This is a genomic window from Nocardiopsis sp. CNS-639, from assembly GCF_000381685.1.
Lineage (GTDB): Bacteria > Actinomycetota > Actinomycetes > Streptosporangiales > Streptosporangiaceae > Nocardiopsis > Nocardiopsis dassonvillei.
Genome location: NZ_KB906884.1, coordinates 1 through 14,285, shown reverse-complemented (window position 1 = coordinate 14,285; position 14,285 = coordinate 1). Strand labels below are relative to the sequence as shown.

The 14,285-nt window shown below is 72.7% G+C and carries 11 protein-coding genes; 10 read left to right on the top strand and 1 reads right to left on the bottom strand.

Annotated elements, in window-relative coordinates; genetic code table 11:
* The first annotated feature begins 510 nt into the window (after positions 1–510).
* The 10 genes from G011_RS0127245 (at position 511) to G011_RS0127200 (ending at position 12,603) form a co-directional block, all read left to right on the top strand.
* On the top strand, positions 511–1,035 hold the full coding sequence (locus G011_RS0127245) for a PadR family transcriptional regulator (protein ID WP_013154480.1): 525 nt from the start codon (positions 511–513) through the stop codon (positions 1,033–1,035).
* Positions 1,032–1,748 (top strand): ABC transporter ATP-binding protein, encoded by a 717-nt coding sequence (locus G011_RS0127240; protein ID WP_019611234.1) that lies wholly within the window; start codon positions 1,032–1,034, stop codon positions 1,746–1,748. Before G011_RS0127245 ends, G011_RS0127240 begins: the two co-directional genes overlap by 4 nt.
* Positions 1,745–4,060, top strand: a complete 2,316-nt coding sequence (locus tag G011_RS0127235) for an FtsX-like permease family protein (protein ID WP_019611233.1) — start codon at positions 1,745–1,747, stop codon at positions 4,058–4,060. Before G011_RS0127240 ends, G011_RS0127235 begins: the two co-directional genes overlap by 4 nt.
* A gap of 589 nt (positions 4,061–4,649) precedes the next feature.
* Positions 4,650–4,934, top strand: a complete 285-nt coding sequence (locus tag G011_RS0127230) for a hypothetical protein (RefSeq protein WP_036553201.1) — start codon at positions 4,650–4,652, stop codon at positions 4,932–4,934.
* Complete coding sequence (locus G011_RS0127225) at positions 4,927–5,979, top strand: polyprenyl synthetase family protein (RefSeq protein ID WP_026338710.1); 1,053 nt, start codon at positions 4,927–4,929, stop codon at positions 5,977–5,979. The genes G011_RS0127230 and G011_RS0127225 overlap by 8 nt, the downstream gene beginning before the upstream one ends.
* Before the next feature lie 17 nt (positions 5,980–5,996).
* Complete coding sequence (locus tag G011_RS0127220) at positions 5,997–7,160, top strand: oxygenase MpaB family protein (RefSeq protein WP_019611230.1); 1,164 nt, start codon at positions 5,997–5,999, stop codon at positions 7,158–7,160.
* 240 nt (positions 7,161–7,400) lie between these two features.
* Positions 7,401–8,378: a PfkB family carbohydrate kinase gene (locus G011_RS0127215; RefSeq protein ID WP_026338709.1), complete on the top strand. Its 978-nt coding sequence runs from the start codon at positions 7,401–7,403 to the stop codon at positions 8,376–8,378.
* A 315-nt stretch (positions 8,379–8,693) separates the two neighbouring features.
* Positions 8,694–9,527, top strand: a complete 834-nt coding sequence (locus tag G011_RS0127210) for a MurR/RpiR family transcriptional regulator (protein WP_231391607.1) — start codon at positions 8,694–8,696, stop codon at positions 9,525–9,527.
* 83 nt (positions 9,528–9,610) lie between these two features.
* The gene (locus tag G011_RS0127205) at positions 9,611–10,786 is read left to right on the top strand and encodes an extracellular solute-binding protein (RefSeq protein WP_019611227.1); all 1,176 of its coding nucleotides are present in this window, start codon (positions 9,611–9,613) and stop codon (positions 10,784–10,786) included.
* Positions 10,787–10,824: 38 nt separating this feature from the next.
* Positions 10,825–12,603 (top strand): iron ABC transporter permease, encoded by a 1,779-nt coding sequence (locus G011_RS0127200; RefSeq protein ID WP_019611226.1) that lies wholly within the window; start codon positions 10,825–10,827, stop codon positions 12,601–12,603.
* 52 nt (positions 12,604–12,655) lie between these two features.
* Here G011_RS0127200 and G011_RS0127195 read toward each other — a convergent pair whose 3' ends face one another.
* A complete protein-coding gene (locus G011_RS0127195) occupies positions 12,656–13,885 on the bottom strand; it encodes an IS110 family transposase (protein WP_019611153.1) in 1,230 nt (409 codons plus the stop codon).
* Positions 13,886–14,285 lie beyond the last annotated feature (400 nt).

Genomic DNA, 14,285 nt, shown 5'->3' with positions numbered 1-14,285 from the left:
GGCTCCCCTCAGTCTGGCTTCGTCTTTCCGGGGCCATTACAACTGGCGGAGCATGCCCGCGAACTCGCACTCCCACTCGGCCCCGCGACACTCCTACAGTTCCTTCTCACCATCGCCGCCGGCCTGTTCACCTGCAAAGTCGCCACGGGTACCGCTGATCTGCTCGTGAGAATCCTCAGGCACAAGGCCGCACAACGGTGGCCGGGCCTGGTGCCGGAAAAGCCGCGCCACTGTTCGGCCGAAACAGGGGAGCCCGTTCCGGGGCCGGCGGGAACCCGCAACGAGGTCCACGGCGACGTCGGGGGCGTCGTGATCCAGGCCGGGCGCGTAGACCGGCTCCACATCCACCCCCACGGCTGTGCTCCCCCGAAGGACGGCCCGGGGACGGCGGCCGCCGGGCCACCGGGAACGGCCGCACCCGAGTAGACCCCCTGAGAGGCGAACCGTGCCCGGGATCGGGACACATCACCATCCTCCACCCATCTATACACATTGTGTATAGTCGCCGCCATGTCCATCGGCAACACGCTGCTCGGTCTGCTCGAATCGGGCCCCCGCCACGGGTACGACCTCAAACGCCTCTTCGACGAACGGTTCGGACACGACCGGCCGCTGCACTACGGACAGGTCTACTCGACGATGTCGCGCCTGCTCAGGGACGGCCTGGTCGAGGTGGACGGGGTGGAGACGGGCAGCGGCCCCGAGCGCAAGCGCTACGCCATCACCGACGCCGGTGTCACCGACGTCGGCCGCTGGCTCTCCACGCCGGAGAGCCCCGAGCCCTACCTCCAGAGCACCCTGTACGCCAAGGTCGTGCTGGCTCTGCTGACCGGCCGTGACGCCGCCGGGCTGCTGGACGTCCAGCGGACCGAGCACCTGCGCCTGATGCGTGAGCTCACCCGCCGCAAGAGGGGCGGCGACCTCGCGGACCAGCTCGTCTGCGACCACGCCCTGTTCCACCTGGAGGCCGACATCCGGTGGCTGGAGCTGACCGCCGGCCGCCTGGACCGGCTCGCCGGGCAGGTCCGCGCATGAGCGGCACCGCCGCCGCGGAGGTCACGGGCACCCTGCTCACCGCCACCAGGCTCCGCAAGTACTTCGGTTCGACCGCCGCGCTGAACGGGACGGACTTCAGCATCGACTCCGGCGAGGTCGTCGCCGTCATGGGACCGTCCGGATCCGGCAAGTCCACGCTGCTGCACTGCCTGGCGGGCATCCTCGACCTCGACGGCGGCACCGTGCACTACGGGGGGCACGAGCTGACGGCCCTGTCCGACGCCGAGCGCAGCAGGCTCAGACGCAGCGACTTCGGCTTCGTCTTCCAGTTCGGCCAGCTCGTCCCCGAGCTCACCTGCGTGGAGAACGTCGCGCTGGCCCTGCGCCTGACCGGCGTCGCCCGCAGGCGGGCGGAGGCCTGCGCGAGGGAGTGGATGGCCCGCCTGGAGGTGGACGACGTCCGCGACAAGCGCCCCGGCCAGGTGTCCGGCGGGCAGAGGCAGCGGGTGGCCATCGCGCGGGCGCTGGTGGCCGAGCCCCGGCTGCTCTTCGCCGACGAGCCCACCGCCGCGCTGGACTCGCTCGACGGGGAGCGCGCCATGGAGCTGCTCACGGGCGCGGCCCGCGACACCGGGGCCGCGGTCGTCCTGGTCACCCACGACGTCCGGGTCGCCGCCTACTCCGACCGCGAGGTCGTCTTCCGCGACGGCCAGGCCCTCGGCTCCGCCACCGGGCCCACGGGGGCGACGTGACCGGCCGGTGGTACCGCGACCTGGCCATGGGCGCCAGGCTCACCCTGAACGGCGGGTGGACCGGCTGGACGGGGACGCTGCTCACCGCGCTGGGCGTGGGCCTGGGGGTGATGGTGCTCCTGCTGGCCGCCTCGGCGCCCTCGGTGCGTGCGGCGGGCCAGGAGCGGATGGACGCGCGGACACCGGTGTACCTGGAGTGGGGTGCGCCGACCGGCGACGCCGCGGTCCTCGCGGCCCCGCGGGTCGTGGAGTACCGGGGCGAGATGTTCACGGGCATGCTGCTCGAAGCGCCCGCGGGTCCGGGGGCGGACGTGCGCCCGCCGGGGATCGACCGGCTGCCGGAGGCGGGCGAGCTCCACGTCTCCCCCGCCCTGCGCGATCTCCTGGAGTCCCCCGGGGGCGCCCTGCTCGCCGAGCGGTTCGACGGCGCCCCGGTCACCGGCCTGATCGGCGCCGAGGGGCTGCGGGGGCCGCACGAGCTCTACTTCTACCTGGGCACGGACACCCTCTCGCAGTCCCCGGTGCCGCACGCCGCCTCGGGCTTCGGCGCGGATCTGCGGGACGGCGGCATGCCCGCGGTCCTCGTCCTTCTCGTCGTCGTCATCATCGCGGTGCTGCTGCTGCCGGTGGCCGCGTTCGTCCTCGCCGCGACGCGGTTCGGGGCCGAGCGGCGCGACCAGCGCCTGGCCGCGCTGCGGCTGGTGGGCGCGGACAGGGCCACGACCCGCAGGATCGCCGCGGGCGAGTCCCTCGTCGGCGCGCTCCTGGGCCTGGTCCTGGGCGCCGGGTTCTTCCTGGCGGCGCGGGCCTTCGCCGACGACGTGCGGCTCCCGGGTCCGGGCGTGCTGCCCGCGGACCTCACGCCGGTGCCGCTGCTCGCCGCCCTCGTGGTGGTGCTCGTCCCGGCCGGCGCCGTCCTGGTGACGCTCCTGGGGCTGCGCGGGGTCGAGGTCGGTCCGCTGGGCGTCTTCCGGGAGGGCGCCGACCGGGGGCGGCGGCTGTGGTGGCGCGCGGCGGTCCTGGCCGTCGGCTGCGCGGTCCTGGCCGTGCTCGGGCGCGGAGGAGGCTCCGAGGGCACGGAGTGGGCCGTCGCCGCCGGTGTGGCGGTGACCCTGACGGGGTTCACCCTGCTGCTGCCGTGGGTGGTCGAGGCCGTGGTGGGCCGACTGCGCGGCGGTCCGCTGTCGTGGCAGATGGCCACGCGGCGCCTCCAGCTGAACAGCGGGATCGCGGCCCGCACCGTCAGCGGAGTCACGCTCGCCGTGGCCGGGGCGATCGCGCTCCAGATGCTGTTCTCCGCGATCGAGGCCCAGGCCCCCTCCGACGGCGGCCGGGGCTCCGGCCGGGTGGAGATGATCGCCTCGGCCACGGTGGGGAGTCGCGCCGAGGCCGCGGAGTTCGCCCGCGACCTCGACGGCGCCAGGGGCGTGGAGTCCTCCTCCCCCTTCCTGCTGGCCCACCTCCCCCTGGCGGACGCCCCACCCGGCGCCGACGACCCGTCGCGGACGCGGACGGTGGTCGTCGCCGACTGCGCGACCCTGGGCGGGCTGATCACGTTCTCCTCGTGCGCCGACGGCGACGCCTTCGTCGCGGGCGGGGAGGCGTCCGCCGTGCGTCCGGGGGACCGGCTGGACCTCGACAACGCCCCCGGGGGCGGCTCCGCCGCCGGGTCCCGTCCCTGGACCGTCCCGCCGGTGCGCGAGGCCCGGGCCGCGGACGACCTGGTCGGGCAGGAGTACCGGGGCCTGTTCGTCACCCCGTCGGCCCTTCCGGTCGGGGAACTGGAGTACCTCCAGTCCACGGTGTTCGTCACCCTGGACGGGAGCGACCCGGAGGCCGCCGAGCACGTGCGCAACCACATCGGGATCGACAGCCCCGGGACCTCTCTGCGCGCCCTCCACTCGGAGAGCGGCGGCAGCCTGTTGACGTCCATCGGCGACGCGCTCCGGGCCGGTGCGGTCCTCACCATGCTGGTGATCGGGGCGAGCATGGTCGTCTCCACGGTCGAGCAGCTGCGGGAGCGCAGGCGGCAGCTCCCGGTGCTGATCGCCTTCGGGACCAGCCGTTCCACGCTCGCCGCGTCGGTGCTGTGGCAGACCGCGATCCCGGTGGTGCTGGGCCTGGCGATCGCCGTCGGGGGCGGGACCGGGCTCGGGCTCCTCCTGCTGCGGCTGGCCGACCTCCCGGTCACCGACTGGTTGGGGTTCCTCCCGCTGGTGGGCGCCGGATTCGGCGTGATCGCGCTGGTGACGCTGGCGAGCCTGCCCTGCCTGTGGCGGATGACGAGCCCCGGGGGACTGCGCACCGAGTGAGGCCGGGGAGCGCGGCGGGGTCGTGGATCCGGTGTCCGCGGCCCCGTCGGCCGTTCGGGGGAGGCGGTCACGTCGGAGGTCCCCGTCTCGGGAGGACCGCGGCGACCGGGGGAGACCCGGGACGGCCATATCGCCTTTTGTCCGACATTGAGGCGAACGCGTTTTCCCTACCCCCGACCGCGAACCCCCTTCAGGATTCACCGGGACCTGGAAGCTTCCCCGAGATTCGGGGAGGAGAACCCCGGAGCGAGCCGAATTCCGGTGTTCCGGACCGCCAGCCTTCGGAGTTCGACCCAGCCCCAACCCCGAAGAAGATGGCGACGGCAACCTGCGACAACACGGACAATCCGTACGGCGCCGCCGGTTTTTATTCACTCCTGTCCGTTTGCTCCTCTTGCTCCTTTCCACCAACACTCGCCAAACCGAACCAGATCACACCATTGCGTTGACAAAAACTGCGATGGCCGAAGATGATCACTCCACGAGAACCGCGGCGGACATCCGGCCGCCCGGACGGTATTCGCCGTAATCGGCGCCGTTTCCGGCCGCGGTCATTTCCGTGCCGATCGGGAACAGGGGGGTGTACGCCGTGGCGCACACCGATGATGACGCGGGCACCGACCGGGCACGCGAGCCGCTGCTGGTCGCGGCCGGGGTGGCCGACCTGGCATGCAGCCGGATCGGCGCGGCCCTGCGGGAAGCGCGGTCGCTGCTGGGCCGGTCGGACCTGGCCGAGCTGGCCCGGGACGGTCGGCGGGACCTGCGCCAGCGCGGCGAACTGGCGCTGCGACGGTACGCTCCGACGACCGAGTCCCACATGGAACTGCTCGCCCGGCGGGCCGCCGCCTCCCGCCCCGGCCACAGCGGTGGCTGAGACCGGGGAGCAGGTCCTGCTCCGGACGCGGGTGGACGCCGAACTCCGGGAGTTCGCGCGCCGGGAGACGGACCGGCTCGTCGCCATCGACGCCGACCTGCTGCCGGTGGCCGAGCAGCTGGACGTGGCGGTGACCGGGGGCAAGCGCCTGCGCGCGTCGTTCTGCTACTGGGGGTGGCGCGCGGCCGGGCAGCCGGACAGCGACGCGCTGGTCAGGGCCGCCGCCGCGATGGAGCTGGTGCACGCCGCGGCCGTCGTCCACGACGACCTCATCGACGAGAGCCCGATACGGCACGGTGTGCCGAGCGCCCACGTCGCCCTGCGCGCGGCGTTCACCGGCAGGCCCAGGCCCCACGCCGGGAGCCGCGCCCTGGCCCTGCTGACCGGGGACCTGCTCATGTCGTGGGCCGCGGAGCTGTTCCTGTGCTGCGGTCTGCCCTCGGCCTACCTGTCCCGTGCCCGTGAGCTGTGGCTGGTCATGGCCCGGGAGCTGATAGCCGGGGAGTGCCTGGAGGTGCTGCGCACCGGCTCCCCGCCCGACACGGACCGCTCGCTCCAGGTGATCCGGTACAAGACGGCCAAGTACACCGTCGAACACCCCCTGCGCATCGGCGGCGCGCTGGCCGGCGCCCCGGGCGCGGTGATGGAGGCCTTCACCGCCTACGGGCTTCCCCTGGGCGAGGCCTTCCAGCTGCGGGACGACCTGCTGGGGCTGTTCGGCGACCCGGAACTCACGGGCAAGTCGAACCTGGACGACGTCCGGGGCAACCGGCCCACCGTCCTGCTCGCCGAGACCTGGGCGTCCGCCACCGCGGCCGAGCGCCGGGAGCTGCGCGGTCTGCTCGGCCGCCGCGACCTGGACGGCGAGGGCCTGTCCAGGGTGCGGTCGATCATGCGGCGCACCGGGGCGCCCGAGCGCGTCGAGGAGATGATCGACGAGCGCGTCCGGGCCGCCACCGACGCCCTCGACCGCGCCGACCTGCCGGACGGAGCCGCCGCCGCCCTGTCCCAGATGGTGGCCTCGGCCGCGGCCCGACACTCCTGACCCCTGGAAGGGATCCCATGTCCTACACACCGGAGTCCATGGACGCGCTGCGGCTCATGGGGGACGAGCTCGCCGACGCGACGGTGCAGACGCTCTTCGAACGCGGGGAGGTCGGCAAGTTCAACACCCTCATGCGCTACTTCTCCACCGCCGGACAGGACCTGCCCGACGGACTGCCCGACGTCGCCCGCGAGTACCTGCACGCCACGGCCGCGCCGCCCTCCTGGGTCGACTGGGACGAGATGGAGAGGGCCCGCCTGTTCTTCATCGACAACAACGTGCACATCTCCACCGCCCTGGCCTTCTCGGCGATGCCCGCCTGTTACGTCATCCCGCACGTGGCCAGACTGCTCAGCGCCACCCACGCCCTGGAGTACCCCTCGCGGCGCATGGCCGAGACCGGGCAGTTCACCGTGTACCTGATGCAGCCCGACGCCTTCGAGGCGGGGGGCCGGTTCGTCCCCTCGGCCCAGAAGGTGCGCCTGCTGCACGCCTCCATCCGCTACCACATGCGCCGGGAGGGCCGCTGGGACGTGGACGCGCTCGGCACGCCGATCTGCCAGGAGGACATGATCGGCGGCCAGATGATCTTCTCCATCCAGGTCCTGGACGCGCTGCACCGGCTGGGCGTGCACATGTCGGTCGAGGGCGCGGAGTCCTACTACTACGCCTGGCGCATCGTCGGCGCCATGCTCGGCGTCAGCACCGACCACGCTCCGCCCGACGTGGCCAGTGCCCGCGAGTTCTCCGACCTGTACATGACCCGGTACATGGGTCCCTCCGAGGAGGGTGCGCACCTGACCCGCCAGCTCATCGACCTCTACGAGGAGGTCGTGCCCGGGACCCTTCTGGACCCGGTGGTCGCCGCCCTCGTCCGCTACCTCATCGGCGACACCTGCGCCGACTGGCTCCAGGTTCCGCGCAGCGCCTGGGACACGGCCGTCAGGGCCTCCCCCGCCCTGCTCGGGATCCTCGAACGCGTCGAGGACCGTTCCCCGCTGGGCGCGTGGGCCCTGGACCGCCTCGGCCACGTCACCACCCACCTGGAGCTGAGCTCCCTCACCCGCGGCAGGGTCATGCAGTACGCCATTCCCGAACGGCTCAAGGACGAGTACGGCGTCCCCTCCCGCGCGCCCCGCGCCCAGCGCTGGACCCCGCCGCCCCCGGTTCCCCAGCCCTAGGTACGGTCGGCCGGTCCCGCGCGCCGCCCGCCAGGGCCGCCGGGCGGCCCTGGCGGGCCCTGTGACCCCTGTGCTCACGGTGCCCCGGGCGTTCTTCACGGGGGTTCCCGAACATGGCGGGGACTGCCGGGGACCGCCCTCCCCCGGCAGCGGCCCACCCGGTGGGACCCCTACGCGGTCGCCGCTGGGATGATCGCGGGGCCGACGCCACGGTCGGCGCAGTCGAGGGGAGCCCCTGCCGTGACCGGACGCCTTGTGCACGTGGGACCGGTGATCATCGACGTCGTGATGGCGGTCGACGCCCTCCCCCGGGCCGGTGAGGGCGTGTTCGCCTCCTCCGCCCGGACCCTGGTCGGAGGCGGTTTCAACGTCGTCGCCGCCGCGGCGCGCGCGGGCATGGAGGTGGTCTACGCGGGGGCGCACGGAACCGGGCCCCACGGGGACCTGGCCCGTGCCGCGCTGCGCTCCGAAGGGGTGGCGGTGGCGCACGCGCCCTCCCCCGACGCGGACACCGGCTTCTGCGTGGCCCTGGTGGACGGCGACGCCGAACGCACCTTCGTCACCCGGCTGGGCGCCGAGATGGACCTGTCCCTGGACCGGCTGCGCACCCTCCGGCCCGCACCGGGGGACTTCGTCTACACCGTGGGGTACTCGCTGCTGCCCGGACCGCGCGCCGACGACCTGCTCACCTGGATCGGCGGGCTCCCGGAGGGGGTGCGCCTGGTCCTGGACCCGGCTCCGGTCGTGGGCGACCTCCCCGGGCCGACCCTGGACCGGGTCCTGGCCCGCGTGGACCTGCTCAGCCTCAGCGCAGCCGAGGCCGCGACCGTGACCGGGCGCGCCGTCCCCGAGGAGGCCGCCGCTCTCCTGCTCCCCCGGATCCGGCCCGGCGGCGCGGTGGTCGTGCGCGACTCCGCGCGGGGCTGCGTGGTGGCCGGGGGCGGGAACGGGCCCGGGGCCGGGGTCACCGCTCCCCGGCGGGTGCCCGGCTTCGCCGTGCGCGCCGTGGACACCAACGGAGCGGGCGACGCGCACGTGGGCGTGTTCACCGCCGCCGTGGCCGAGGGCATGGACCCGCTCGCGGCCGCCCGCCGGGCCAACGCGGCCGCCGCCCTGGCCGTCACCCGCCGCGGCCCGGCCACTTGCCCCACCGCCAAGGAGACGGACGCCTTCCTGGAGGAGGCCGAGGGCGGCGAGGCCCCCGGCCGGGGCAGGTGAGCCGACCACCAGCGCCGCCGTCCCGAAGCGTGGGCCCCGGCCCGTGCCCCGCCCGGGGTCGGCGCTCCGAACCCGCCACAGGTACGGGGCCGCGGTGAGGGGCGGGCGGCGCCGCGCCCGCCTTCACCCGCCGGAAGCAACCACCGGACCCACCTGCGGTTTTCGGGACGCGTCCTGACCCCCGGCTTGCCGCCGGGCGATCCGCGGGTAAACGCCCGGCCGGTTTCCGGGGAGAGGGTGAAGTCCCCATGAACCGAAAATAAAGTTGCAGGAAAAACAGCCTGTGCAAGAAAACTTGCTTGTATCGTGGGCGCTGTGAACCTCCAGGAACGCATGAGCGAGTACCGCGACCGGCTGACGAAGTCGGACCGGGTCCTCCTCGACGAACTGCTCTCCAACCCCGCCGAGGCCCCCCTGTGGCGGGGCGGGGAGGTGGCCCAGCGCGCGGGGGTCCACCCCGCCACCGCCACCCGGCTGGCCCAGCGGCTGGGCTACCAGGGCTACCTGGAGCTGCGCGAGGACCTGCGCGAGGCCCACGAGGCACGCCTCAACGGCGCGGGCGACCGGTTCCGGGCCGAACTCCGGGGCCAGGGGCAGGCCAGCGTGCTGGACACCCTCCTGACCACCGAGCTCGACTCCCTGGCCGCGGTCGGCAAGCACGTGAGCCAGGCCCAGATCGACGAGGTGGCCGACCTCCTCGTCGGCGCGCGGGTGGTCTACCTCTTCGCGCGCGGCAACTCCGGGGTCCTGGCCGAACTCCTCGACAGCCGACTGCGCCGGTTCGGGATGCGCCCGGTCAACCTCGTCGGCCCCGGCCGCGAGGTCGCCGAACGCGTCCTGGCGATGTCGGACTCCGACGTCGTCGTGTCGTTCGCGTTCCGCCGCGCTCCGCGAGGCCTCACACAGCTGTACGCACACGCCTGCGAGGTCGGAGCCCGGTCCGTGCTGGTCACGGACACCCTGCACACCCTCGATCCGGCTCCGACCACCGTGCTCTCGGCCCCGCGCGGACACCAGGAGGGCTTCTCCTCCCTGAGCGTCCCGATGATGATCGCGAACGCCATCGTGCTCACCGTCGCCCAGCGGCACCCCGAGACCATCCTGCCCGCCCTCGACCGCCTGGACGACCTGCTCAACGCGTTCGACTGACGCCGGTCTCCCCATCCCCCGCGACGGCCGGACCACCCCGGCCCCGCTCCCGCCTGCGCGAAAACCGACGCAAAGGACCTGTCATGCGCACTTCGAGACTGCTCTCCGCCTCCGTCGCCCTCCCGCTCGCCGTGACGCTCGCCGCCTGCGGCGGCGGCACCCCCGAGGCCGCCGACACCGCCGACGCCGGCGAGGCCGCCCAGCCCCACGAACTCGACGACGCCACCCACGAGGAGCTGGTCGAGCTGGCCAGGGAGGAGGGGGAGGTCACCGTCTACTCCTTCACCTCGCGCATCGCCTCCGTCGAGGAGGCCTTCGAGGAGGAGTACCCGGGCGTCGACCTCATCGGCCACGACATCGCCTCCTCCGAGCAGATCACCCGCCTCCAGTCCGAGGCCCAGGCCGGAACCCCGTCGGCGGACGTCGCCTACATCTCCGACGCCCCGGTGGTCATCACCGAACTCGTCTCGGGCGGCATCCTCCAGAACTACGTCCCCCAGCGCGTCGCCGAGACCGTGCCCGAGGAGTACCAGCAGCCCCTGCTGGCCAACCGGCTCTCGACCAAGATCCTCATGTACAACGAGGAGGCCCACCCCGACGGCAGCCCGGTCCAGAACCTGTGGCAGCTGACCGAGGAGGAGTGGAACGGCAAGGTCGTCATGGTCGACCCGAGCGTGCGCGGCGACTACCTCGACCTCATGGCGGAGATCGTCCAGCGCTCCGACGAGATGGCGCAGGCCCACCAGGAGCACTTCGGGTCCGAGGTCGAACTCGACGAGGGCGTGGAGAACGCCGGGCAGCAGTTCATCAAGGACCTCTACGCCAACGGCCTGGTCCTGGTCGACGACACCGACAACGTCAACGCGGCCGTGGGCGCGACCGGGCAGGAGGACCCGCCGGTCGGCATCACCTCCTACTCCGACCGCCGGGACAACGAGGAGGAGGGCTGGGCGCTCCAGGCCTCCCTGGGGACCGCGCCGTCGCTGGGCATCACCTTCCCGGCCTACATCGGCATGGTGCAGGGCTCCGACAGCCCGGCCGCCGCGCGCCTGGTCGCCGACTTCCTCATGGGCGACGACTCCGCGACCGGCGGTCCCGGATACGAGCCCTTCTACGTCCCCGGCGACTACCCGGTCCGCACGGACATGGAGATGCCCGAGGACGCCGCGCCCCTGGACGAACTGGGCGCCTGGGACATCGATCCCGAGGAGACCGCCCAGGTCCGCGACGACGTGGCCGACTTCCTGCTCACCCTGTAAGACCCCTCCCCCGACTCCCACGCCGGCGAAAGGACACCATGACGACGGCACCCGCCCCCCGCCGCACCGCGGTCGGCACCACGGTGGCCCGTGCGCGCACGGCACTGAGGCAGCCCGCCGTGGTGCTGGGAGCCGGCACCCTGCTCGTACTGTTCGTCCTCGTGGTGGCGCCGCTCAGCGGGCTGGTCAACACGACCCTCCAGAGCGGCAACCGCGAGGCGTGGGCGGACGTGTTCGCCAGCCCGATGTCGGAGAACCTCCTGTGGAGGCCGATGGGCAACTCGATCCTCATGGGGACCGCCACCGCCGTCTGCTCGACGGTGGTGGGCGGGTTCCTCGCCTGGGTGGTCGTGATGACCCGCATCCCGGGGCGCAAGACCCTGGGGCTGCTGGCGACGATCCCGTTCGCCCTGCCGAGCTTCGCCCTGGCGCTGGCGTGGGAGTCGGTCTTTCGCAACGACCTGATCGGCGGGTCCACCGGGATCCTGATGAACCTGGGCCTGGACGTCCCGGACTGGCTGGCCTGGGGACCCGTACCGATCGCCGCGACCCTGACGGCCCACTACTTCTCGCTGTCGTTCATGCTGGTCGCCGCGGCGCTGGCCAGCGTCAACGGCGACCTCATGGAGGCCGCCGAGATGACCGGGGCCTCCACGCTGCGGGTGGCCCGGGACATCGCCCTGCCGGTCGTGGCCCCGGCGATGATCTCCGGCGCGCTGCTCGCCTTCGCCGAGGGGGTCTCCAACTTCGTCTCGCCGGCCCTGCTCGGTCTGCCGGTGCGGTTCCACACGCTCTCCACCCGGCTGTACGGGGCGATCTCCACCGGTGACGTCGCGCGCGGGTACGTGCTCTCGATCGTGCTCATCATCGTCGCCGCGATGATCATGTACGCCTCGACGCGCATCACCGGGGGCAGGCGCAGCTTCGCGACGATCACCGGCAAGGGCGGCCGCCGCCGGGGCGCGGACCTGGGCCCCTGGGGGTGGCCGGTGGCCGGGCTCGCCTGGCTGCTGGTCACGTGCACCACGGTCGTGCCCGGCCTCGTGCTCGTCCTGAGCTCGCTGACCGTGCGCACGAACGACTTCGCCTCCGGGCTGACCCTGCACTACTGGATCGGCGGCTCGGACCCGGCGCTCGCCCAGGGGCAGCGGGGCGTCCTGAACAACCCGCAGATCCTGGAGGCCACCTGGAACACCGTCCTGCTCGGGGTGTGCGTGGCGGTCGGCGCCGGTGTGCTCGGGCTGCTCATCTCCTACGTCATCACCCGCTCCAACGGCCCGAGGTGGCTGGTGGGGACCATGAGCGTCACCTCGTTCGTGCCCTTCCTCATCCCCGGCATCGCGCTGGGCGCGGCCTTCATCGCGCAGTTCGGGGCGCCCATCGGCCCGCTCCCGAGCCTGTACGGGACGTTCGCGATCCTCGTGCTGGCGGGGATCGCGGCGACGATCCCGTTCTCCGTCCGGTCGGGCACCTCGGCCCTGAGCCAGGTGTCCAGGGACGTCGAGGAGTCCGCGGTGATGGCGGGGGCCGGGCTGATGCGCAGGATCGGCGCGGTCATCGCGCCGCTGACGGCCCGCGGCCTGTTCACCGGCGGGGTGCTGGTGTTCGTCCAGATGGTGCGCGACCTGTCCCTGGTCGTACTGCTGGCGACCCCGGCGATGCCGGTGCTGGCCGTACTCACCTACCAGTACTCCTCGGAGAACTTCACCCAGTTGGCCAACGCGGTCACCGTGGTCATCGCGGTGATCTCGGTCGCGGCAACCGTCATCGCGCGGCGCTTCGAGGGCGCCGCCCAGCCCTGGAACTCCAACTCATGACCCCAAAGCCGCGCGCCCGGCAGGCCGAAAGACATCTCAGGTGGCCAAGTTGTCAAGCCGCGACCGCTAGATCGGAGGTGAACGCGCGTTGCTCGTCGAAGGCCTGGCCGGTTTGCAGGCAGTGGAACAGCTGTCCCAGCATCCGGTTGAGCAGGTGCCGCTGGGCCTGGGCGTGCCAGTCGCCTCGGTCCCGGCGCCGCCGGTAGTGTGCGTAGGCTCCAGAGGACCTGGTCAGCGCGGAGAACGCCCACAAGAAGCCAGCGCTGATCAGCCGGTCGTTCTTGATGAACCGCCTGCCCACGAACCGTTTCCGCCCAGAGGCGCGGGTGATCGGGGCGGACCCGGCGTAGGCCTTCAGGCTGCGTGCGTCGGCAAAGCGAGCGCGGTCGTCTCCGATCTCGGCGAGCACCCGGGCACCGAGCTGAACGCCCATGCCGGGGAAGCTGAGCAGGATCTCAGCGTCCGGGTGCGCGCGAAAAGACTCCTCCACCGCCTGGGCGAGCTCGTCGGCCGCCGCACAGGCGGCGTCCAGCTGGCGGATCAGCGCCAAGAGCTGGATGCCCATGGCGTCCTCGATCCGCTGGGGCTGGTGGGCCCAGGTGGCGCGGAAGATGCCCCGCAGCCGCTTGGCTTCTTCCTCGATGCCGCGTTGGCGGCCGGCGCGTTTGAGCGCCGATCTGAGCTGGGCCAGGGACAGGCGTGCGGCTCGCGCCGGGGTGGGTGCGGCGGCCAGAACCGCTCTGGCCTCGGAGCGCGCCAGCCCGTGCTGGCGTCCCTGGAAGGCCTCCAGAGCGGACGGGTAGTAGTCGCGCAGCAGCGAGCGGACCTGGTTGACCAGCTGCTGGCGTGCCCAGACCGTGTCCTGTTGGGCGCGGGCCATCACCGCCAAGGCGCGCACCTGTTCGCTGTCGGCGGGCAGGGGCCGGTGCGCCGCCATATCGGTGCGCAGGATGTTGGCCAGTACCAAGGCGTCGCCGGGGTCGGACTTGGCCCGGGAGACGCTGTGCCGGTCGCGGTAGCGGGCGGCGGCCAGCGGGTTGATCGCGTACACCCTCCTGTCGCCGGTGCGCAGGGCGGCGACGAGCAGACCACGGCCGGTCTCGATCGCGACCGGGACCGGGGTGGCGGCGCTGTCGCCGTGTTCGGCGAGCAGCTCCAGCAGATGCCGGTAGCCGTTGGCGTCGTCGCTGATCCGGCGCTTGGCCAGCAAGGTCCCGTCGGTATCGACCAGGGCGACGTCGTGGTGGGCCTCGGCCCAGTCAATCCCGCAGAACACCGCCATCTACTTCTCCCTCGTTGGTGTGCTGGTGGTGGGCCTGTGCGGCCCGCGCGGCGCCCTAATTCCAAGGCTCTGGGGCCTGCCATCTCAGTAGCCGTTCGCGGTACCAGCGCACCGCAGGGGCCCCGGTCTTGTTCAGAGCTCTCAGGCTCGGGATCAAGAAGTGGGGGTCGCCCTGCGGTCGGCTCGCACCACAAAGCTCAACGTTCACACCTGGGGTTGGGTTTCGCGACGGCCCGAAGGCACCGGGCGCCACCGGTCTTTCGTGAGGCCTCATCGGGCCGGGACCCATCGGGGGTCTGCCCGGTGCCCACGTGGCCGCAGCGAAACCTGTTCGTCTTTGACCAGTCCAACGGTCCCTTCAACGGGTCTGGTTGGAACCGCTTACACACGAATTAGGACC

What these genes read in the sequence shown, in the direction of transcription:
- G011_RS0127245 (WP_013154480.1), top strand. Translation starts at nt 511, where the DNA reads ATGTCCATCGGCAACACGCTGCTCGGTCTGCTCGAATCGGGCCCCCGC.
- G011_RS0127240 (WP_019611234.1), top strand. Translation starts at nt 1,032, where the DNA reads ATGAGCGGCACCGCCGCCGCGGAGGTCACGGGCACCCTGCTCACCGCC.
- G011_RS0127220 (WP_019611230.1), top strand. Translation starts at nt 5,997, where the DNA reads ATGTCCTACACACCGGAGTCCATGGACGCGCTGCGGCTCATGGGGGAC.
- G011_RS0127205 (WP_019611227.1), top strand. Translation starts at nt 9,611, where the DNA reads ATGCGCACTTCGAGACTGCTCTCCGCCTCCGTCGCCCTCCCGCTCGCC.
- G011_RS0127200 (WP_019611226.1), top strand. Translation starts at nt 10,825, where the DNA reads ATGACGACGGCACCCGCCCCCCGCCGCACCGCGGTCGGCACCACGGTG.
- G011_RS0127195 (WP_019611153.1), bottom strand. Translation starts at nt 13,885, where the DNA reads ATGGCGGTGTTCTGCGGGATTGACTGGGCCGAGGCCCACCACGACGTC.